This window comes from Streptomyces speibonae (assembly GCF_984686075.1).
Genome location: NZ_OZ480260.1, coordinates 5724847 through 5745571, shown reverse-complemented (window position 1 = coordinate 5745571; position 20725 = coordinate 5724847). Strand labels below are relative to the sequence as shown.

16 protein-coding genes and 1 tRNA gene are annotated in these 20725 nt (G+C 71.5%); 3 read left to right on the top strand and 14 right to left on the bottom strand.

Annotated elements, in window-relative coordinates; translation table 11 throughout:
* Positions 1–5: 5 nt before the first annotated feature.
* Both AC5L3C_RS25665 and lepA read right to left on the bottom strand, forming a co-directional pair.
* Positions 6–1880 carry an AMP-dependent synthetase/ligase gene (locus AC5L3C_RS25665; RefSeq protein ID WP_493651107.1) on the bottom strand — a complete coding sequence of 625 codons (1875 nt, stop codon included), beginning with the start codon at positions 1878–1880 and terminating at the stop codon, positions 6–8.
* Between the two features lie 246 nt (positions 1881–2126).
* Complete coding sequence (gene lepA / locus AC5L3C_RS25660; protein ID WP_493651105.1) at positions 2127–3995, bottom strand: translation elongation factor 4; 1869 nt, start codon at positions 3993–3995, stop codon at positions 2127–2129.
* 253 nt (positions 3996–4248) lie between these two features.
* Here lepA and rpsT point away from each other — a divergent pair, with 253 nt between their 5' ends.
* Entirely contained in the window at positions 4249–4515 is a 267-nt protein-coding gene (rpsT, locus tag AC5L3C_RS25655; RefSeq protein ID WP_125506554.1) for a 30S ribosomal protein S20, read from the top strand.
* Positions 4516–4696: 181 nt separating this feature from the next.
* Here the strand turns inward: rpsT and holA are convergent, their stop codons facing one another.
* From holA to leuS, 9 genes are all read right to left on the bottom strand, one after another.
* Positions 4697–5686, bottom strand: a complete 990-nt coding sequence (holA, locus tag AC5L3C_RS25650) for a DNA polymerase III subunit delta (RefSeq protein WP_493651103.1) — start codon at positions 5684–5686, stop codon at positions 4697–4699.
* A gap of 39 nt (positions 5687–5725) precedes the next feature.
* Positions 5726–5971, bottom strand: coding sequence for a hypothetical protein (locus tag AC5L3C_RS25645; RefSeq protein ID WP_493651101.1), 246 nt, complete (start codon positions 5969–5971; stop codon positions 5726–5728).
* 24 nt (positions 5972–5995) lie between these two features.
* Positions 5996–6859 carry an arylamine N-acetyltransferase family protein gene (locus AC5L3C_RS25640; RefSeq protein ID WP_493651100.1) on the bottom strand — a complete coding sequence of 288 codons (864 nt, stop codon included), beginning with the start codon at positions 6857–6859 and terminating at the stop codon, positions 5996–5998.
* 83 nt (positions 6860–6942) lie between these two features.
* Positions 6943–7419, bottom strand: coding sequence for a peptidoglycan-binding domain-containing protein (locus AC5L3C_RS25635; RefSeq protein ID WP_493651099.1), 477 nt, complete (start codon positions 7417–7419; stop codon positions 6943–6945).
* Between the two features lie 584 nt (positions 7420–8003).
* Entirely contained in the window at positions 8004–10544 is a 2541-nt protein-coding gene (locus AC5L3C_RS25630; RefSeq protein ID WP_493651097.1) for a ComEC/Rec2 family competence protein, read from the bottom strand.
* A complete protein-coding gene (locus AC5L3C_RS25625) occupies positions 10541–11665 on the bottom strand; it encodes a ComEA family DNA-binding protein (RefSeq protein WP_493651095.1) in 1125 nt (374 codons plus the stop codon). The genes AC5L3C_RS25630 and AC5L3C_RS25625 overlap by 4 nt, the downstream gene beginning before the upstream one ends.
* A gap of 110 nt (positions 11666–11775) precedes the next feature.
* Positions 11776–12621 (bottom strand): DegV family protein, encoded by an 846-nt coding sequence (locus tag AC5L3C_RS25620; RefSeq protein ID WP_493651093.1) that lies wholly within the window; start codon positions 12619–12621, stop codon positions 11776–11778.
* 174 nt (positions 12622–12795) lie between these two features.
* On the bottom strand, positions 12796–13560 hold the full coding sequence (locus AC5L3C_RS25615) for a hypothetical protein (protein WP_493651091.1): 765 nt from the start codon (positions 13558–13560) through the stop codon (positions 12796–12798).
* Positions 13561–13747: 187 nt separating this feature from the next.
* The gene (gene leuS, locus AC5L3C_RS25610) at positions 13748–16651 is read right to left on the bottom strand and encodes a leucine--tRNA ligase (RefSeq protein WP_493651089.1); all 2904 of its coding nucleotides are present in this window, start codon (positions 16649–16651) and stop codon (positions 13748–13750) included.
* A gap of 482 nt (positions 16652–17133) precedes the next feature.
* Between leuS and AC5L3C_RS25605 the strand changes: the two genes are divergently transcribed.
* Positions 17134–18408, top strand: coding sequence for a cytochrome b/b6 domain-containing protein (locus AC5L3C_RS25605; protein WP_493651088.1), 1275 nt, complete (start codon positions 17134–17136; stop codon positions 18406–18408).
* Positions 18405–20015 (top strand): NADH-quinone oxidoreductase subunit NuoF family protein, encoded by a 1611-nt coding sequence (locus tag AC5L3C_RS25600; protein ID WP_125506544.1) that lies wholly within the window; start codon positions 18405–18407, stop codon positions 20013–20015. Before AC5L3C_RS25605 ends, AC5L3C_RS25600 begins: the two co-directional genes overlap by 4 nt.
* 111 nt (positions 20016–20126) lie before the next feature.
* Here the strand turns inward: AC5L3C_RS25600 and AC5L3C_RS25595 are convergent.
* The 3 genes from AC5L3C_RS25595 to AC5L3C_RS25585 form a co-directional block, all read right to left on the bottom strand.
* Positions 20127–20199, bottom strand: a tRNA-Ala gene (locus AC5L3C_RS25595).
* Positions 20200–20313: 114 nt separating this feature from the next.
* Positions 20314–20547, bottom strand: a complete 234-nt coding sequence (locus AC5L3C_RS25590; RefSeq protein ID WP_019523121.1) for a hypothetical protein — start codon at positions 20545–20547, stop codon at positions 20314–20316.
* 3 nt (positions 20548–20550) lie between these two features.
* Positions 20551–20724 (bottom strand): hypothetical protein, encoded by a 174-nt coding sequence (locus AC5L3C_RS25585; RefSeq protein WP_006136075.1) that lies wholly within the window; start codon positions 20722–20724, stop codon positions 20551–20553.
* Position 20725: the final 1 nt, after the last annotated feature.

The following is a 20725-nucleotide window of genomic DNA, read 5'->3' as shown; positions in this document are numbered from 1 at the left end:
CTCGCTCACGCCTCGCGTGTGCCCTCGTACATCTCCTCGATGAGGTCCTTGTACTCGCGCTCCACCACGGGACGCTTCAGCTTCAGGCTCGGGGTGATCTCGCCGTGCTCGATGTCGAGGTCGCGCGGCAGGATGCGGAACTTCTTGATGGTCTGCCACCGCTGGAGGCCCTCGTTGAGCTGCTTGACGTAGCCGTCGACCATCTCGACCGTGGCGGGCGCGGCGACGATCTCGGCGTACGGCTTGCCCTCCATGCCGTTCTCGGCCGCCCAGGCGGTGATGGCGGCCTCGTCGAGGGCGATGAGGGCGGTGCAGTAGTTCCGGTCGGCGCCGTGCACCAGGATGTTGGAGACGTAGGGGCAGATCGCCTTGAACTGTCCCTCGACCTCGGCCGGCGCGATGTACTTGCCGCCGGAGGTCTTGATGAGGTCCTTCTTGCGGTCGGTGATGCGCAGGTAGCCGTCGGCGGAGAGTTCGCCGATGTCGCCGGTGTGGAACCAGCCGTCGGGCTCCAGGACCTCGGCGGTTTTCTCGGGCAGGTTGTGGTAGCCCTGCATGATGCCGGGGCCGCGCAGCAGGATCTCGCCGTCGTCGGCGATGCGCACCTCGGTGCCGGGCACCGGCTTGCCGACGGTGCCGGTGCGGTAGGCCTCGCCGGGGTTGACGAAGGAGGCGGCGGAGGACTCGGTGAGACCGTAGCCCTCCAGGATGTGGATGCCCGCGCCGGAGAAGAAGAAGCCGATGTCGGGCGCGAGGGCCGCCGAGCCGGAGATGCAGGCGCGCAGGTTGCCGCCGAAGGCCTCGCGGATCTTGGCGTAGACGAGCTTGTCGGCGACGGCGTGCTTGGTGCGCAGGCCGAGGGGGGCGCTCGCGGTACCGGTGCGGCGGAAGTTGTCCTGGGTGACCCTGCCGTACTCGCGGGCGACCCCGGCGGCCCACTGGAAGATCTTGTACTTGGCGGCCCCGCCGGCCTTCGCCTTGGCGGCGACGCCGTTGTAGACCTTCTCGAAGATGCGGGGGACGGCCGCCATGTAGGTGGGTTTGACCACCGGAAGGTTGTCGATGATCTTGTCGACGCGGCCGTCGACGGCGGTGACGTGGCCGACCTCGATCTGGCCGGAGGTGAGCACCTTGCCGAAGACGTGGGCGAGCGGCAGCCACAGGTACTGCACGTCGTCGCCGTTGATCAGGCCGGTCGCGGCGATCCCCTTGGCCATGTAGGACCAGGAGTCGTGCGGCAGCCGGACACCCTTGGGGCGGCCGGTGGTGCCGGAGGTGTAGATGAGGGTGGCGAGCTGGTCCTTGGTGATCGCGGCGACCCGCTCCTTGACCAGCTCCGGCTCCTTCTGGAGGCGGGCGGCGCCGCGCTTCTCCAGTTCGGCGAGCGTGATCACGAAGTCGTCGGTGTCGACGCCGGCCGGGTCGATGACCACGACCCGGGTGAGGTCGGGCAGCTCCGCGCGCTTGGCCACCGCCTTGGCCGCCTGCTCGGCGTTCTCCGCGATGATCACCCGGCTCTGGGAGTCGGAGAGGATGTAGGCGGACTCGTCGGCGTTGGTCTGCGGGTAGATCGTGGTGGTGGCGGCGCCCGCGCAGAGGATGCCGAAGTCGGCGAGGATCCACTCGACCCGGGTCGAGGAGGCGAGGGCGACGCGCTGCTCCGGCTCCACGCCCAGCTCGATCAGGCCGGCCGCGATGGTGTGGACCCGCTCGGCGGCCTCCGCCCAGGTGAGCGACTTCCACTCGTCCGGGCCCTCGCCCGAGGCGGGCGGGACGGGGTAGCGGTAGGCCTCGGCGTCCGGTGTGGCCGCCACACGCTCCAGGAAGAGGGCCGCCACGGACGGCGGTCGGTTCTCGATCAGTGTCTGTGTGTCGCTCACGACATCCTCCGGGGCCCGCGACGGTGCGGCTGGCTCAGTGCGGCTGGGGTTTGCTCGCGGCGTTGTTTAACTCGCGAGTAACTATCGAGCACGGACAGAGTAAAGGTCCACCGGCCCCGGCGTAAGGGGCCACGGCCTGTCACTTCGTACAGAGAGCTACCCGACCGACGGGCCGGGCCCGCCGCACTCGCGTACGACGGGCCCCGGTTCCGCCCGGTTTGCGGAGTGACCCGCAGTAACCCCCGGCTACTTCTTGGCCTTGCCCGATCCCGCGCCGTCATCGCTGGAGAGGACGGCGATGAAGGCCTCCTGCGGAACCTCCACGGAACCCACCATCTTCATCCGCTTCTTGCCTTCCTTCTGCTTCTCCAGCAGCTTGCGCTTACGGGAGATGTCACCGCCGTAGCACTTGGCGAGGACGTCCTTGCGGATGGCGCGGATGGTCTCGCGGGCGATGACCCGGGAGCCGATGGCGGCCTGCACCGGCACCTCGAACGCCTGGCGCGGGATGAGCTCCTTGAGCTTGGCGACGAGCCGCACGCCGTATGCGTACGCCTGGTCCTTGTGGGTGATCGCGGAGAAGGCGTCCACCTTGTCGCCGTGCAGCAGGATGTCGACCTTGACCAGGCTGGAGGTCTGCTCGCCGGTGGGCTCGTAGTCCAGCGAGGCGTAGCCGCGGGTCTTGGACTTCAGCTGGTCGAAGAAGTCGAAGACGATCTCGGCCAGGGGCAGGGTGTAGCGGATCTCGACGCGGTCCTCGGAGAGGTAGTCCATGCCGAGCAGCACACCGCGGCGGTTCTGGCACAGCTCCATGATCGAGCCGATGAACTCGCTGGGCGCGAGGATCGTGGCCCGCACCACCGGCTCGTAGACCTCGTCGATCTTCCCCTCGGGGAACTCGCTGGGGTTGGTGACGGTGTGCTCGGTGCCGTCCTCCATGAGGACGCGGTAGACGACGTTGGGCGCGGTGGCGATGAGGTCGAGGCCGAACTCGCGCTCGAGGCGCTCACGGATCACGTCCAGGTGCAGCAGGCCGAGGAAGCCGACGCGGAAACCGAAGCCGAGGGCGGCGGAGGTCTCCGGCTCGTAGACCAGGGCGGCGTCGTTGAGCTGGAGCTTGTCGAGGGCCTCGCGCAGCAGCGGGTAGTCGGAGCCGTCCAGGGGGTACAGGCCCGAGAACACCATCGGCTTGGGGTCCTTGTAGCCGCCGAGCGCCTCCTCGGCGCCCTTGCTCTGGGTGGTGACGGTGTCACCGACCTTGGACTGGCGGACGTCCTTCACACCGGTGATCAGATAGCCCACCTCGCCGACGCCGAGGCCGTCGGCCGGCAGCATCTCCGGCGAGTTGGTGCCGATCTCCAGCAGCTCGTGGGTGGCGCCGGTGGACATCATCCGGATGCGCTCGCGCTTGCTGAGCTGGCCGTCGACGACACGGACGTAGGTGACGACACCGCGGTAGGAGTCGTACACCGAGTCGAAGATCATCGCGCGGGCGGGGGCGTCCTTGACGCCGACCGGGGCGGGGACGTCGGCGACCACCCGGTCCAGCAGCGCCTCGACGCCGAGACCGGTCTTCGCCGACACCTTCAGCACGTCGTCGGGGTCGCAGCCGACCAGGTTCGCCAGCTCCTCGGCGAACTTCTCCGGCTGCGCGGCCGGCAGGTCGATCTTGTTGAGCACCGGGATGATCTGGAGGTCGTTCTCCATCGCCAGGTAGAGGTTGGCGAGGGTCTGGGCCTCGATGCCCTGGGCGGCGTCGACGAGGAGGATGGTGCCCTCGCACGCGGCGAGGGAGCGGGAGACCTCGTAGGTGAAGTCGACGTGGCCCGGAGTGTCGATCATGTTGAGGATGTGCGTGCTGCCCTTGTCGTGGGTCGGCGCCCACGGCAGCCGCACGGCCTGGGACTTGATCGTGATGCCGCGCTCACGCTCGATGTCCATGCGGTCGAGATACTGGGCACGCATCTGCCGCTGTTCGACCACACCGGTCAGCTGGAGCATCCGGTCGGCGAGCGTGGACTTGCCGTGGTCGATATGCGCGATGATGCAGAAATTGCGGATCAGCGCGGGGTCGGTACGGCTCGGCTCGGGCACATGGCTGGGGATCGCGGGCACGCAGGGTCCTGATTCTTGAGGCGTCCGCATACGTGTGCTTGTCCGTCTGCGGTCTCGGGTCGGATCGATACGTAGCCTCCATGGTCCCACGGGTGGGGACCCGGGACGGGTTTGGGCCACGGAATGGGCCGCTGCTAATGTGGGGGGCTGTGTCTCATGCCCTCTCAGCGCGAGGCACACCCAAGAAAATCACCCGGTACCGAGCCGTGCGGCTCCCGCGCGGTCCCGTACCAGAACCTGTAGAGGCTCATTCGTGGCGAACATCAAGTCCCAGATCAAGCGGAACAAGACCAACGAGAAGGCCCGGCTGCGCAACAAGGCCGTCAAGTCCTCTCTGAAGACCGCGATCCGCAAGGCCCGCGAGGCCGCCGCCGCGGGTGACGTCGAGAAGGCCACCGAGTACCAGCGCGTCGCCGCGCGTCAGCTCGACAAGGCCGTCTCCAAGGGCGTCATCCACAAGAACCAGGCCGCCAACAAGAAGTCGGCGCTGGCTCAGAAGGTCGCGGCCGCCAAGGGCTGAACCACTCTGATCTGATCGCCGGCGGGACCCGGGCGGGCCCTCTCTCATCCGCCCCCTGTCCGGCACCCCGAGCTCGTACGCGGCCTGCGTTCGCCACGCGGGTACGAGCTCACCGGCTTCACCGGAAGGCCCCGCCCCCACCCTTCCCCAGGGTGCGTGAGCGGGGCCTTCCGCTGTTCGGCTAACCCCTGCCCCGCGACCGGGCCGCGCGGGCGATGGTGACGACCGCCTTCTCCAGGGCGTACCCCGGGTCGTCGCCGCCGCCCTTGACGCCCGCGTCGGCCTCGGCGACCGCGCGCAGGGCCACCGCCACGCCGTCCGGGGTCCAGCCGCGCATCTGCTGGCGCACCCGGTCGATCTTCCACGGCGGCATGCCCAGCTCACGGGCGAGATCGGCGGGCCGGCCGCCGCGCGCCGACGACAGCTTGCCGATCGCCCGTACGCCCTGCGCCAGCGCGCTGGTGATCAGCACCGGGGCCACGCCGGTCGACAGCGACCAGCGCAGCGCCTCCAGCGCCTCCGCCGCGCGTCCCTCGACCGCCCGGTCGGCGACCGTGAAGCTCGACGCCTCCGCCCGCCCGGTGTAGTACCGGCCCACGACCGCCTCGTCGATGGTGCCCTCGACGTCCGCGACCAGCTGGGAGACGGCCGAGGCCAGCTCGCGCAGATCACTGCCGATGGCGTCGACCAGCGCCTGGCACGCCTCGGGCGCGGCGGACCTCCCGGCAGCCCGGAACTCGCCGCGCACGAAGGCCAGCCGGTCCGCCGGCTTGGTCATCTTCGGGCACGCCACCTCCCGCGCCCCCGCCTTGCGCGCCGCGTCGAGCAGGCCCTTGCCCTTGGCGCCACCCGCGTGCAGCAGCACGAGGGTGATCTCCTCGGCGGGCGACGCGAGATACGCCTTGACGTCCTTGACGGTGTCGGCCGACAGGTCCTGCGCCTGCCGTACGACCACCACCTTGCGCTCCGCGAAGAGCGACGGGCTGGTCAGCTCGGCGAGGGTGCCGGGCTGGAGCCGGTCGGGGGTCAGCTCGCGTACGTCCGTGTCGGCGTCGGCCGCCTTCGCGGCGGCGACCACGTCCCGCACGGCGCGGTCGAGCAGCAGCTCCTCCTGGCCCACGGCGAGCGTCACGGGGGCGAGGGGGTCGTCGGATCCGGTCTTCCTGGCCATCGCGACAAGCATCCCACGCCCCACCGACAACGCCGTCGGCTACGGCTCCTCCCGCCAGCCCTCCCACTCGGCGGCGAAGTCGTTCAGCTCGCCGGGGTCCAGCCGCCCGGCCTCGTCGCGCAGGACGACGAGCCACTGCGCGTCCTCCGCGTCGTCCTCGCCGGCGAGCGCGTCCCGCACCAGCCGGGGCTCCTCGTCCACGCCGAACCGTTCCCCGAGGGCCTCGGCCACCTCTCCCGCGGCGTCACGGTCGGGCAGCACCAGCACATGTCGCACATCACTCACGCGGGCCATTGTCGGGTACCGCCCTCAGCCGTCCCCTCCCGTCCCCCTCATCTCCCTCACCGTCGGCACCGTGCCCAGCGACGCGATGCCGAACCGGTCCCGGTAGAGCGCCAGCACCTCCTCGTCCGCGGCGATCTCCCGTTCCTCCCGCGTCCCGTCCGGCGCGGTGACCGTGAAACGCCGGCCGCTGAGCGTGATCCGTCCCCCGTCCTCGGTGATCCGGGAGCACACGAGCGACCGTGTGAAGTGGGAGCGCGGGGAGCTGCTGTGCCACCAGGCCCCGGCGGTGAAGTCGCCGAGCGCCCTCGGCCGCACCTCCAGCCGGTACACCGGCCGGCCGTCGCGCAGCACGTCCAGGTCCGCCGCCTCCACCGTGCCGTGCCCGCCGCGCACCCCGGCCGCGTCCACCCCGGCCTCGACGATCCGGAACCTACCTGCGGGATCCTCCTGCTCCCCCCGCTCCCCGAAGGCCGGCGGCAGATGGAAGTGCGCCCCGAAGCCGACGTCGGCCAGCCGGTCGCCGCCGTCCACCGTCCGCACCCGCAGGGCGAGATGGTCGTACGGGATGCCGAGCCGGCCCCCGTCCCCGTAGACCCGGGCGGCGAGCAGCGTGACGTCGTAGCCGAGCGCGGCGAGCAAGGCGCCGAACGCGCCGTTGAGTTCGTAGCAGAACCCGCCCCGGCGCCGCTCCACGACCTTCTCCAGCAGCCGCTTCTCCTCGAGCACGATCTCCTCACCGAGGTGGATGGAGAGGTTCTCGAACGGCACGGTCCGCAGATGCCGCAGATGCAGCTCGCGCAGCGCGTCCACCGTGGGCCAGGCCGGCTGCTCGACACCGAGCCGCCGCAGATACGCGTCGACCCCGGCGGTACTGATGCCCTCACTCATACCCCCAGTGTCGCGCCCGCGACGGCTCTTCTCCTCCGTTCCCCGGCTGAAGGCCCTCCCGCTTTCCCGGGAGGACCCATGGTTCACCTCTCGCCGCCGTCCCGGAGGCACCGCCATGTCGCGGGGTCGACGATGCCGGACTCGACAACGGAGCCGCGGCAGTGGTCCCACTGGAAGTTGTCGACCGCGAAGGAGGTCACCGGGCCGTAGACACCGTCGAGAGCGTCGCCGTAGTAGCCCCACCAGTCGAGCAGACACTGGATCTCGCGGACGCGGTCGCCCGAGGAGCCCATGCCCAGGGAGACATTCCACGCCCAGCTGTAACCTGCCGTCAGTCCCTCGTAGTTGGCGCTGGTCCGCCACCAGACCAGACACCGCGACTGCGCGTCCGTATCGGCGGACGGAGCGAGGCGCTGGGACGTGGCCGCCGCGGACACCGCGCTCGTGGGTGCCGGGGATGCGGCTGCCGCCGTCGGCGCGAGGACACCGGCGGCGAGGAGCAGGGTCGCGGCGATGGCACCGACCACGCCGTTCTTCCGGTCTCGTAACTTGTCGGCCATGTTCGTCCTCCCATTCGTGGTGGGGCGTGAACCTCCGTGCATGACCCGGCTCGCGATCCGCTCCGGGCACCCCAGACCCTGCCGAAACCGACCGCGCGACGGCTACGGCAGTGAGCTGTCCCGGACAACGACGGCTTGTCCGGGCTGGCCACGGCCTGTCCGGAATACGCGTCCGAGCGCTTGCCCGTTATTTATGGGTCAACGCGGTGTCCGGAGGCGGTGAATCTCCAGAATGACGGCCGTTCCAGCGACGGATCGGTCCTCGTGCATGGTGATCACCTGGCCGGACCGGAGGTGCTGCCATCGCAGAGGGTCGAGCGGGGCGAGCCGCGCCGAGGATCGTCCACCGGGTTCCAAGAAGGGCATGAACTCCACCCAGAGCCGGGCGATGCCGAGGTCGGGTTCGCCGCTCGGGGTTCGATCTCCGATGTTCCACATCGGCCGCAGAACGCCGGCCCCGTCGAAGGAGGTCCGTCGTCCTGGGGCTCGTGACCGGCGCGGTAGTGGCCTGGTGCGCGCCCGTGCCGGCTCCCACCGCGGACCTGCGGGAACAGGCCGGGTGACCGTCCCTCCCGGCCGACGATTCAGGGAAGACCGCCGTGCCGGGTCACCGCCAGGGGGTGTTCTCCGGTTGCGGTGCCGGTCACCGCCAGGGCGCCGTCCTGGTCCGTGCGCAGGACCGTCGCGCCGTCGGCCGTCAGGGCGGTGATCGTGGTGGGGGACGGGTGGCCGTAGGTGTTGTCCTTTCCTGTGCTGATCAGAGCCAGGCGGGGGGATGCGCGGCGGATGAGGGCCGGGGACTGGTGGGCCGAGCCGTGGTGGGCGACCTTGAGGACGTCCACGTCGGTCAGGCGGTCGGCGACCGGGGCGCTCGCCAGGGCGCTTTGGGACGGGGGTTCCAGGTCGCCGAGGAGCAGCAGGCGCAGGCCGGCCGTGCGGACCAGCATGGCCACGCTCGCGTCGTTCGGGCCCTCCGCCGCCGGATGCGCGCCCGGCGGCGGCCACACCACCTTCCAGGACAAGTCGCCCGTACGACGTTCCTCGCCCGCGACGGCGTGCGTCACCGGGATGTCCTCGGCGGCCGCGATTCTTCGTACGAACGCGGCCTGGTCGGCGGGCTCTTCGAACGCAGTTGTCCCGATGCCGCCCACCTCCCGTCCGCGCAGCACACCGGGCAGGCCCGCCACGTGGTCGGCGTGGAAGTGGGTCAGGACGACGAGCGGGACGCGGTCGACGTCCAGGGAGCGCAGGCAGCGGTCCACGAGGGCCGGGTCGGGTCCGGCGTCGACCACCACGCCGGAGCTCTCCCCCGCCGCCAGTACCAACGCGTCGCCCTGACCGACGTCGCACATCACCATGCGCCAGCCGGGCGGCGGCCAGCCCGTGACGGCCCGGGTCAGGGGCCGTGGCTGCACCACCAGCAGGAGCAGAAGGAGTGCGCAGGCGGCGGACCACCAGGGGTGGTGCAGCAGGCGGCGGCCCAGGACCAGTGCGGCCGCGGTGGCGGCGCCGAGGGTCGCCGCGCCGGTCCAGCCGCCCGGCCAGTCCACTCCCGCGCCGGGCAGCGCCGCCCCGGTCCTGGCGACCTGCGCGAGCCACTCCGTGGGCCAGCTCGCGCACCAGGCCAGTGCCTTCGCCGCCGGCATCGCCACGGGCGCGGTGGCCAGCGCAAGGAAGCCCAGCACCGTGGCGGGTGCCAGCGCGAACTCCGCGAGCAGGTTGCACGGGATCGCCACCAGGCTCACCCGCGCGGCGAGCACGGCCACCACCGGTGCGCACAGTGCCTGCGCGGCGCCCGCGGCGGCCAGCGCCTCCGCGAGACGGGGCGGGACGCCGCGCCGGCGCAGGCCCGCGCTCCAGCGCGGCGCGAGGGTGAGCAGTGCGCCGGTGGCCAGCACGGAGAGCAGGAAGCCGTAACTGCGGGCCAGCCAGGGGTCGTAGAGGACCAGGAGCAGGACGGCCGTCGCGAGCGCCGGGATGAGGGATCTGCGGCGGCCGGTGGCGAGTGCGAGCAGGGCGACGGATCCGCAGGCGGCGGCCCGCAGCACGCTGGGGTCGGGGCGGCACACGACGACGAAGGCGAGGGAGAGCGCGGCGCCCAGGAGGGCCGTCGCACGGAGGGGGATGCCCAAGCGGGGCGCCAGGCCTCGGCGTTCGGTGTGCTGCGCCAGGCCGGACGGGCCGAGGAGCAGGGCGAGGAGGATGGTGAAGTTCGCGCCGGAGACGGCGAGGGTGTGCGTCAGGTCGGTCTCCCTGAACGCCTCGTCCAGCTCCGGGGTGAGGCGTGCGGTGTCGCCCACGACCAGACCGGGCAGCAGGGCACGCGCGTCCTCCGACAGGCCGTCGGTCGCCTCGCGCAGGCCGGCTCGCAGGCGGCCTGCCAGGCGCTGGGGGGCCGAGGGGCCCTCCACCGTCTCCGGTCGTTCGTCTGCGTCCTTCACTCGCAGGACGGCTGCGAAGCGGTCGCCGCTCGCTCTCGCGGGGGCGAGCCTCGCGTCGATCCGCAGCCGGGTTGAGGGCAGTAGGTCGAGCCAGGGGGAACCCCTCTCCGGGTGGGGTGTGTCGATGATCAGGAGTACGGGGGCTCGGGTTGTCTGCGCCGCTTCGTTCGGACTCTGTACGTGTCTCACCTCGGCCTCGATCAGTACGGACCGCCGGGCCATGTGGTTTCCGCTCACCCTGGGCCGGGTGAGCCGGGGGTCGGCTGTGATCTCGACCTCGGCCGTGGCCCTCGCGTACGCCCGCGCCAGCTCGGGTACGGGGCCGCGCCGCAGGTCTGCGCCGTGCAGGCCCGCCGAGCCGGCGGCAGCGGCGGCGCACAGCAGCGCGGCGGCGACGGCGTGGGCCGTGGCGCGTCCCCGGCGTGTGAGGCGGCTGCGGGCCAGGAGGAGTACGGCCGCCGCCGGCACGGAGACGATCACCGTGCCCGTCGCCAGGGCGGGCGGTGCGTGCAGCATCAGGGCCGCCGTGGCCCACGCGGTCAGGGCGGGTGGGACCAGTCGGAGGTCTGTGGGTCCCTCCTGTCTCGGGTGTGCCGCGCCCAGGCGTTTGCCGGACGCGGCGTGTACGGGGCGGCGGGTGGGGGGTGCGGGGATCTGCGGCGGGTCCGTCGTCCGTGGGGTCATGGCCGTACGAGGTCGCGTAGGTCCGCGAAGCGGCGGTCGCCGATGCCGTTGACATCGCGCAGTTCGTCCACCGAGCGGAAGCCGCCGTTGCGGGTGCGGTGGTCGACGATGTGCTGGGCCAGCACGGGGCCGACTCCGGGGAGGGTTTCGAGTTGGGCCAGGGTGGCGGTGTTCAGGGATACCGGGGTCGGGGGGCCGTTTGCCGCCGTGCCGGACCCGGACCCGGTTCCGGTTCCGGATGCGGGGGGTGCGCCGGGTGGGGCGGGGCGTCCTACGACCAGTTGTTCGCCGTCGATCAGGAAACGGGCGCGGTTGAGGGTGTCCGTCTTCGTTCCGGGACGTACTCCGCCTGCGGCCTTCAGCGCGTCCTCGACGCGGGATCCCGCGGGCAGGCGGTGGATGCCGGGCTCGCGCACCTTGCCGCTGACATCGACGACGATCTCCGGGGCCGGCGAGGCGTCGTTCGGTTTCGTTGCGCGGGCCGGGGCCCTGTTCCCGTGCGGTGCGGCTGCCCGTACCACCTCCGGGGCCTTGACCGGCTCGGTGCGGCCTGCCCAGAAGTGCTGGACGGCGAAGGTCAGGACGAGGGCCAGGAGGGCCGACAGTGCGATCACGCTGCGTCGTTGCAGACCGCAGTGGGTCTGCACCCACAGGGGGAGACGCTCCCGTAGTGCCAGGGCGGTGCGGTGCCGTTGTGGGGTCTGGGGCTCGTCCGGGTCGAGGGGTGGCTCCGGGGGATCTTGGCCGAGGGTGGGCGTGAGTGAGCGCACGGGGATGGTCCGGCTGCCGGCTACTGGGCGGAACGTGCGAGGCGGTGGCGCGGGGTTCGCTGGTGCTAATGCCCAGCTCGGAGTTCGTTCGGTGCTCGGCGTTGCTGTGGGCCGGGGGGTCGTTGCGCAGCCCGGCGTTTGCGGGGTGCCTCCCCCACTCTCGGCTTCGCCGAACAGTTGCTCTGCCCGGCGGCGGAGTTCATCTGCCGGAGGTGGAGAAGGGCGCTCGCGCCCCCGTGCCCGGTAGCGGGGGCGGCCCGGGCGGCGGTGGCGGACTCGGTGGTCGGAGGCGGGGGCGCGGCCCGGGCCGCTGGTGGCGCGTGCGGTGCGTGAGCGTGATCGGAGTGCCATGTGACGAGCGTGCGGCACAGCGGTCCGGTCGCGATGATCTTGGTCGTTTTCCGGGGATTACCGGCCGGTTGTGGACAACTTCGTCACCCGTACGAGGCGCGGCCGTCGTCTCAGCGGGCCGAGACCACGACGCCCAGCAGCCCCGGCCCCGTGTGCGCACCGATCACCGCGCCCACCTCGCTGACATGCAGCTCGGCCAGTTTCGGCAGCCGGTCGCGCAGCCGGTCCGCCAGGGCCGAGGCGCGCTCGTGGGCCGCGAGGTGGTGGACGGCGACGTCGACCTCCGCCCCGCCCGCCCGGTCGGCGGCGATCTCCTCCAGGCGGGCGATCGCCTTCGACGCCGTCCGCACCTTCTCCAGCGGTTCGATGCGGCCGCCCGCCAGCTGGAGCAGCGGCTTCACCGCGAGGGCCGAGCCCAGCAGTGCCTGGGCGGCGCCGATCCGCCCGCCCCGGCGCAGATAGTCGAGCGTGTCGACGTAGAAGTACGCCGACGTGCCCGCCGCCCGCTTCTCCGCGGCCGTGACCGCCTCGTCCATGGTGCCGCCCGCCTCCGCGGCCTCCGCCGCCGCCAGCGCGCAGAAGCCGAGGGCCATGGCGATCATGCCGGTGTCCACCACCCGCACGGGTACGGGTGCCTGGCGGGCGGCGAGGGCCGCCGCGTCGTAGGTGCCGGAGAGCTCGGCGGACAGATGCAGGGAGACGATGCCGGTCGCGCCGGATGCGGCGACCCTGCGGTAGGTCTCGGCGAAGACCTCGGGGCTGGGCCGTGACGTCGTCACGGGTCGCCGCTTCTGCAAAGCCTGGGCCAGCGAGCGGGTGGAGATCTCGGTGCCCTCCTCGAGGGCGCGGTCGCCGAGGACCACGGTCAGGGGTACCGCCGTGATGCGGTGCCGCTCCATCGTCGGGGCCGGGAGGTAGGCCGTTGAATCAGTGACGATCGCGACATGGCGGGACATGAGCTGGAGGTTACCTGGCGTAGTGTCCGGGCGGCAGCCCGGGCCCGCGGGCCCGGTGCGGCCGTGGCCGGATCGGACGGTCCGGACGGTGCCCACGTGGGGCTCTGCGCAGTGCTCACGTGAGGCTCTGCGTGATGCTCACGTGCGGCTCCACCTGAGCACCTGCGTGAAGCCCTACGTGGTGCTCTCGGGGCGGGGTTTCTTCTCCCAGGGGTAGGCCCGCCGCGGCGCGGGCGGGTCGAGGGCGGCCCGGGTGGAGTCCCGTTCCGGCTCCCCGCCGGCGGGCTGCCGCGGCGGGTCCGCCGGTTCCGTTTCCGGCCAGGTCTGGCCGGCCGACCGGGCCGTGTCGGCCTCGGGGGCCTCCGGCCAGCGCGGGGGCGCGGGCTGCGCCTCCGTGGTGGTCCAGTGCCGCAGCGCTCCGGCCTCCATGTCGATCTGGCCGCTCAGGGAGTCCAGGTCGTCCTCCGCGAAGCGACGCGTGCGGTCGCGGACCGCCCAGCGCAGGGAGTCCGCGGAGCCCGTGATGCGCTCGGTGCGCTCGCGCAGCTCGGGCAGCCGCGCGGCGAGCGTGGTGCGGTCCGGTTCGGACTCCAGGCGCCTGAGGTCACCGTCCAGCTCATGGCCGTGCGCGCTGAGCCGACGGAACAGGTCCAGGGACTCCTTGAGGGAGGCGTCCTCGGTGGCGGCGGCCTCCAGCGCGTCCTGTGTGGCGCGCATGGAGGTACGCAGCTTCAGGCGGAGCTGGGCGATCTCACCGGCCGGGCCGGACTGGGCGAACGCCTTGGCCCGCAGCGTGTGGTCCTCGACCGTGCGGCGGGCCTGCGTGATGTGCCGGTCCGCGCTGCGCTTGGCGGCGCCGACCACCTTCACCGTGGCGTACACACCGAGCGCCACGAAGAGCACGAAGAGCAGGGCGATCACTGCGAACACCGCTTCCACGAGGCTCCTCCTCCAGGCTCTTCGGCCCGTCCCGGCGCGTCCGGCACGCTCCGCGCCGTACTCCAACGGTAAACGCAACGGGCAGGTCGGGAGTTCCGACAGAACCCCGAACCTGCCCGTAGGGGACTACCCCGAGCCCCACGCCGCGACTGCAGGCGCGGAGCCCGCCCCGTTCATCTCACGAACCTCACGCCGGAACGATGTTCACCAGCTTCGGCGCCCGCACGATGACCTTGCGGATCCCGGCCCCGTCCAGCGCCGCGACGACCCGCTCGTCGCCCAGCGCGGCCTTCTCCAGTTCGTCCTCGGAGATGCCCGGGGACACCTCCAGCCGCGCCTTGACCTTGCCCTTGATCTGCACGACGCAGGTGACGGTCTCGTCGACCACGTACGCCGGGTCGGCGACCGGGAAGTCCTGGTGCACCACCGAGCCGGTGTGGCCCAGCTTGCGCCACAGCTCCTCGGCGACGTGCGGGGCCAGCGGAGCCACCAGCAGCACCAGGGGCTCCGCGACCGTGCGCGGCAGCGCGCCCGACCGCTTGGTCAGGTGGTTGTTCAGCTCGGTGACCTTGGCGATGGCGGTGTTGAAGCGCATGCCCTCCAGGTCGCCGCGCACTCCGTCGATCGCCTTGTGCAGGGCGCGCAGGGTGTCCTCGTCGACATCGTCGGTGTCGACGACGGTGACCTCTCCGGTCGCCTCGTCGACGATGTTGCGCCACAGCCGCTGCAGCAGCCGGAACTGGCCGACCACCGCGCGGGTGTCCCACGGCCGCGAGACGTCCAGCGGGCCCATGGCCATCTCGTACAGGCGCAGCGTGTCGGCCCCGTACTCGGCGCAGATCTCATCCGGAGTGACCGCGTTCTTCAGGGACTTGCCCATCTTGCCCAGCAGCCGCGTGACGCGCTCGCCCTGGTACCAGTAGGCGCCGTCGCGCTCCTCCACCTCGGCGGCCGGTACGGCGATGCCCCGGCTGTCACGGTAGACGTAGGCCTGGATCATGCCCTGGTTGAACAGCTTGTGGAACGGCTCGGCCGAGGACACGTGCCCCAGGTCGTGCAGCACCTTGGACCAGAAGCGCGCGTACAGCAGGTGCAGCACGGCGTGTTCGGCTCCGCCGACGTACAGGTCGACGCCGCCGTGCGGCATGCCCTCGCGCGGGCCCATCCAGTACCGCTCGACCTCGGGGTCGACCAGCTTCTCGCTGTTGTGCGGGTCCAGGTAGCGCAGCTCGTACCAGCAGGAACCGGCCCAGTTGGGCATGGTGTTGGTCTCGCGGCGGAAGCGGCGCGGGCCGCGGCCGTCGCCCAGGTCCAGGGTGACGTTCACCCAGTCCTCGTTGCGGGACAGCGGGGTCTCGGGCTGGGTGTCGGCGTCGTCGGGGTCGAAGGTGCGCGGGCTGTAGTCCTCGACCTCGGGCAGCTCCAGCGGCAGCATCGACTCGGGCAGCGGGTGGGCGATGCCGTCCTCGTCGTAGACGATCGGGAAGGGCTCGCCCCAGTAGCGCTGCCGGCTGAACAGCCAGTCGCGCAGGCGGTAGTTGACGGTGCCCTCGCCGTGGCCCTCGCTCTTCAGCCACTCGGTGATGCGGGCCTTGGCCTCGACGACGCCCAGGCCGTCCAGGGAGACGCCGGGGCCGGAGGAGTTCACGATCTTCGCGTCGTGGGAGACGAAGGCGTCGTCCCACGTGGCGGGGTCGGTGCCGCGGCCGTCGGTCGGCTCGACCACGCAGACGACGGGCAGTTCGAAGGCCCGCGCGAAGGCGAAGTCGCGCGTGTCGTGGGCGGGGACGGCCATGATCGCGCCGGTGCCGTAGCCCATCAGGACGTAGTCGGCGATAAAGACCGGAACCCGCTCGCCGTTGACCGGGTTGGTGGCGTACGCGCCGATGAAGACGCCGGTCTTGTCCTTGGCCTCGGCCTGCCGCTCGACGTCGGACTTGGCGGCGGCCTGCGCGCGGTAGGCGGCGACGGCCTCGGTGGGCGTCGCGTGGCCGCCGGTCCACACCTCGTGGGTGCCCTCGGGCCAGGCGGCCGGGGTGAACTTCTCCACCAGCGGGTGCTCCGGCGCCAGCACCATGTAGGTGGCGCCGAACAGGGTGTCGGGGCGCGTGGTGAAGACGGTGATGTTCTCGCCGTCGATGGGGAAGTCGACGCGGGCGCCCTCGGAGCGGCCGATCCAGTTGCGCTGCTGCAGCTTGATGGCCTCGGGCCAGTCCAGGGCGTCCAGGTCGTCCAGCAGGCGGTCGGCGTAGGCCGTGATCCGCATGTTCCACTGGCGCAGGTTGGCCTTGAAGACCGGGAAGTTGCCGCGCTCGGAGCGGCCGTCGGCGGTGACCTCCTCGTTGGCCAGCACCGTGCCCAGGCCGGGGCACCAGTTGACGGGCGCGTCGGAGGCGTAGGCCAGGCGGTACTCGCCCAGCACGTCGGCGCGCTCGGCCTCGGTCAGCTCGCTCCAGGAGCGGCCTCCCCCAGAGCCTTCGGCCTGGGAGGTGCCCCCGGGCAGCGCGCGCTCACCGGACTCGAACTGTGCGACCAGCTCGGCGATCGGGCGGGCCCTCTTCGCCTCGTCGTCGTACCAGGAGTTGAAGATCTGCAGGAAGATCCACTGGGTCCACTTGTAGTAGTCCGGGTCGATCGTGGCGAACGACCGGCGCCTGTCGTGGCCCAGGCCCAGCCGGCGCAGCTGGACCTGCATGTTCTTGATGTTGGCCTCGGTGGACACGCGCGGGTGCGTGCCGGTCTGCACGGCGTACTGCTCGGCGGGCAGGCCGAAGGCGTCGAAGCCCAGGGTGTGCAGGACGTTGTGCCCGGTCATGCGCTGGAAGCGGGCGAAGACGTCGGTGGCGATGTAGCCCAGGGGGTGACCGACGTGCAGGCCCGCGCCGGAGGGGTACGGGAACATGTCCATGATGTACTTCTTGGGCCGGGCGACCAGGTCCGGGTCACCGGCCAGGTCGCCCACGGGGTTGGGCGCGTCGTACGTCCCCTCGGCGTCCCAGAAGTCCTGCCAGCGTGCCTCGATCTCGGCGGCCAGGGCGGCCGTGTAGCGGTGCGGCGCGGCCTCCGCGGCTGCGGGGTTCGTCTCGCTCATGATCCTCAATGCTCCATCGATCGTCTTCGCCTGCTGCTGCGACTGCCGGAAATGAAAAATCCCCTCACACAGGAGGGGACGCCGCGCCGATTCCGACCTGCCGGTCACCGGCGGTCGGGACTGATCAGCGCGGCTCGCTAAGCAGAAGGCGTACGGCACGCATGGCGCCAGGGTACCGCAGCCTCCGATCTCACCGCGACGCACTTCCCGGACATGTTGACCATGGGTCAAAGATTACTTCGCGTAACAACCACTAAGGGACATCACAGCGACCACATCGTCTTTTGATAACAGCGCAATAACTCAAACCTCGTACTGATGGGTACGACGAGGCTTAGAGTTCGGCAGCGGGACCGCTTGACCGAACCGTTCGGAGTTGCCCCCATGAAGCCTCGTCCAGACAGCAGCCCACCCCCCGCGCGGGGCCGGTCGGCTGCCACTCCGTCGCGCCCGCTCCACGTCGTGATGTCGGGAGGTAGGTCGTGAGGCCGGACGACAGCACGGCGGACGACTGGTTCCTGGAGTTCCTCAACTTCGGCGTCGGCGTCCTGTCGCTCGTGTGCCTCAGCTGTTCGGTCATCTGGGGGCTCATCGCCCAGGACCGGATCGTGCTCGGCCCCCGTCAGCGGATCCTCGCGCAGGCGGTGCACCGCACCACCGCGGTCGCCTCGATCGTCTTCCTGCTGATCCACATCGTCATCAAGCTGGTCCTGGACCACACCACGTGGATCGCCGCGGTGATCCCCTTCGGGCTGGCCCTCACCGACGACGAGGCCGTCACCGGACGGTCCTTCCTGATCGGCCTGGGCACGCTGGCCGGCCTGCTGATGATCTTCGTGGGCATCACCGGCATCCTGCGCAACCGCTTCGCCTCCCCGGCGCCCGTCGCGGCCCGCTGGCGGGCCATGCACATGCTGGCCTATCCGGCCTGGTGCGCCGCGCTCGTGCACGGCCTCTACGCGGGTCGCGCGGCGAAGCCGATCTTCCTGATCCTCTACGGGCTGTCCGTGCTCGGCGTCCTGGCGGCCCTGGTGGTGCGGGCCTCCCCGCCCCGGGTCAAGCGCAGAATCGCCGACCGGATCGCCGCGCTGATCGACTCCGACCCGCAGCGGGAGCGCGAGGAGCGGCTGGAGGAGAGCAGGGCCCGGGCGGCCGAGCCGTCCCTGGCCGGTTACGGCGGGCGCGGCGCCGCGCGGGACGACGGGCGGGCCCGCGGAGGCGGCGAACGCCCCCTGTACGAGACCGGCGAACGCCCGCTGTACGAGACCGCCGAGCGCGCCGCCCCCGCGCCGGAACCGGGCAACGGCTTCGCGGCCGCCTACCGCGCGGTGTCCTCGCCCGGCCAGCCGGCGGGCGGACCGCCGCCCCTCGGCGACGCGACCGCCCGCATGGAGCTGCCCGACATGCAGCCCACGGAGGCCATCCCGCGCGTGGACGGCCCCTCCAGCACCTCGGGCAACTGGCCGATCCCGTCCCCGCCGCCCGTCGGCGAGGCCCCGCCGTCGGCGTACGACCCGCTCAACGACACCGGATACAACATCCCGGCCTATGACAATTCGGCCGCCTCCGGCTACGGCTCGAGTGATGTGTACGACACCGGTGAGACGAACGGCCTCTACGGCACGTACAACCCGAATGACACGTACAACAGCGGTCCCACCCCTGAAACACCCTCCGGTGCGCCGTCGTCGTCCTACGACTTCGACGCACCGGGTTCCGGCGAACCCTGGAACACTCCGTCCGGAGGCTATAAGTGAACGAGGCTCTGCCCGACGTACCCGAAGTCCGCGTGGTCGGCCTTCCTCAGCTGACGTCGGGCTTCGACCTTGTCGACCGGCTCGATCTGCCCATGCACCTCAAGGTGCACGGGCCGCTCGAGCCGCTGGGCGGCGAGCAGCTCGCGCAGCTCGCCGAACGCATCAACCTCAAGGGCCGCGGCGGCGCGGGCTTCCCCTTCCACAAGAAGCTGCGCTCGGTGGCCGAAACGGCGATCAAGCGCGGCGTCCGGCCGGTCGTCGTCGTCAACGGCAGCGAGGACGAACCGGCCTGCCGCAAGGACACGGTGCTCATCAACCGTGCCCCGCATCTCATCCTGGACGGCGCGCTGCTGTGCGCCGAGGCCATGGGTGCCCGCACGCTCGTGGTGGGGGTCACCCGTGAGTCCACCCAGCGCTCGATGGAACAGGCGCTCGCCGAGCGCGGCCTGAGCAACGGCCGCCGCTCGGCGCTGCGCGCCCGGGTGCAGCGCAACCCGGTCCGCATGGTGACGGGGGCCGCGGCCTCCCTGATCCGCTCCATCGACGGCGGTCCGGCCATTCCGCCGGGCCGCAAGGTCAGCGCCTCGAGGAACGGCGTCGGCGGCGCACCCACGCTGCTGTCCAACGCCGAGACCTTCGCCCAGCTCGCCATCGCCGCGCGCATCGGCCCGGAGCGCTACGGCAACACGGGCCTGTACGACGAGCCGGGCACCGTGATGCTCACGGTGTCCGGGGCGGTGGCCCGGCCCATGGTGATCGAAGTGCCGACGGGCGTGCCGCTGCGCTACGTCCTCCAGCTCGCCGGCGGTCCGCCGGTGCCGCAGGGGGTGCTGACGGGCGGCTACCACGGCAAGTGGATCGACGCGGCGACCGTCAACGAGGCGATCGTCTCCCGCAACTCGCTGGACGCGGTGGGCGGTTCGCTGGGCGCGGGCGCCATCCTGCCGATCAGTCAGGACACCTGCCCGCTGGGCGAGTCGCTGATGGTGGCGAAGTGGCTGGCGGAGGAGAGCGCCGGCCAGTGCGGCCCCTGCTACCTGGGGCTGCCGGCCGCCGCGCGGGGCCTGGAGGACATCCTCAACGGCGGCGGGCCCGCCGCCCTGGAGGCGGTCAAGCAGGTCGCCAAGAACGTCAAGCGGCGCGGCGCGTGCTCGCACCCGGACGGCTCCGCGATGTTCCTGGAGTCGACCATCAAGGCATTCACCGACGACCTGGCCGCCCATGTCCTCGGCAACGGCTGCGGACGGCCCGTGGCGGGCGTTCTGCCGCTCTTCGAGGGGGGCAGGGCCCCTACGGGCATCCCGGGCGGCGGAGGCGAGGAGAACGGCCCCAGCCGGCAGAAGATCTACGTCGACTGGACGCTGTGCCGGGGCCACGGTCTGTGCGCGGACATCCTGCCCGAGGTCTTCCAGCTCGGCGCGGACGGCTTCCCGACGGTGGCTCAGGCGCAGGTGCCGCGCTTCGCGGAGGCCAAGGCGCTGCGCGCGGTGCGCCGCTGCCCGGCGCTGGCCCTGCGCATCGAGGACGAGTCGCCCCAGGCCAAGGCGCCGTCGCGCAATCTGCCGGTGCTCTCCCAGGGCCGCGGGCGGCGCGCGCTGGGCCGCTGACGGCACCGCCCGGGGCGGCCTGCGGGCCGCCCCGGTGCGTCGGCCGCTCCCCCGTGCCGTACAACGAGCGAGGGCGGACCATCCGTTCGGATGATCCGCCCTCGACTTCTGTGGAGCTAAGGAGAATTGAACTCCTGACCTCCTGCATGCCATGCAGGCGCTCTACCAACTGAGCTATAGCCCCGTGCCCTGCTCCGCCCGGTTTCCCCGGCGGCGCAGCCAACTTTACACGGTCGACCCGGGCCAACACCAAATCGGTTTTCGCCGCACTCGCCCATGTCCGACATGACCGGACCGGTCAGGCCGTCACGAACGAATAGAAACGCTTGAGTGTGCAGTGCTCTTCCAGGAGCCGGCCGTAGATCGGCTCGCCCTCGAGTTCGCGGTACGTCTCGATGGGGTCGCCTTTTATGATCAGCGCCCGTGCGCACTCCTCGCACCAATACTGGTAGTCGGGATTGAGCGGTTCCATGTCACGGACGATCGGCGTCCCGCTGCCGCACCAGTCGCACTTCCGCCTGTGTGCACCCATCGGTCAGCTCCAGCTGTGGCCGCAGGCCGTGCACACGTAGGAGATCCCGCCGTTGTCGCCGAGCACCTGGGCGACGTGGGCGGAACCGCAGGAAGGGCAGCTGAGCCGGGTCGAGGTCCGTCGGGTCGACACCGCTCCGAGGAGGTGGTCGACCTCCTCGAGGATGCTCGCTGGCATC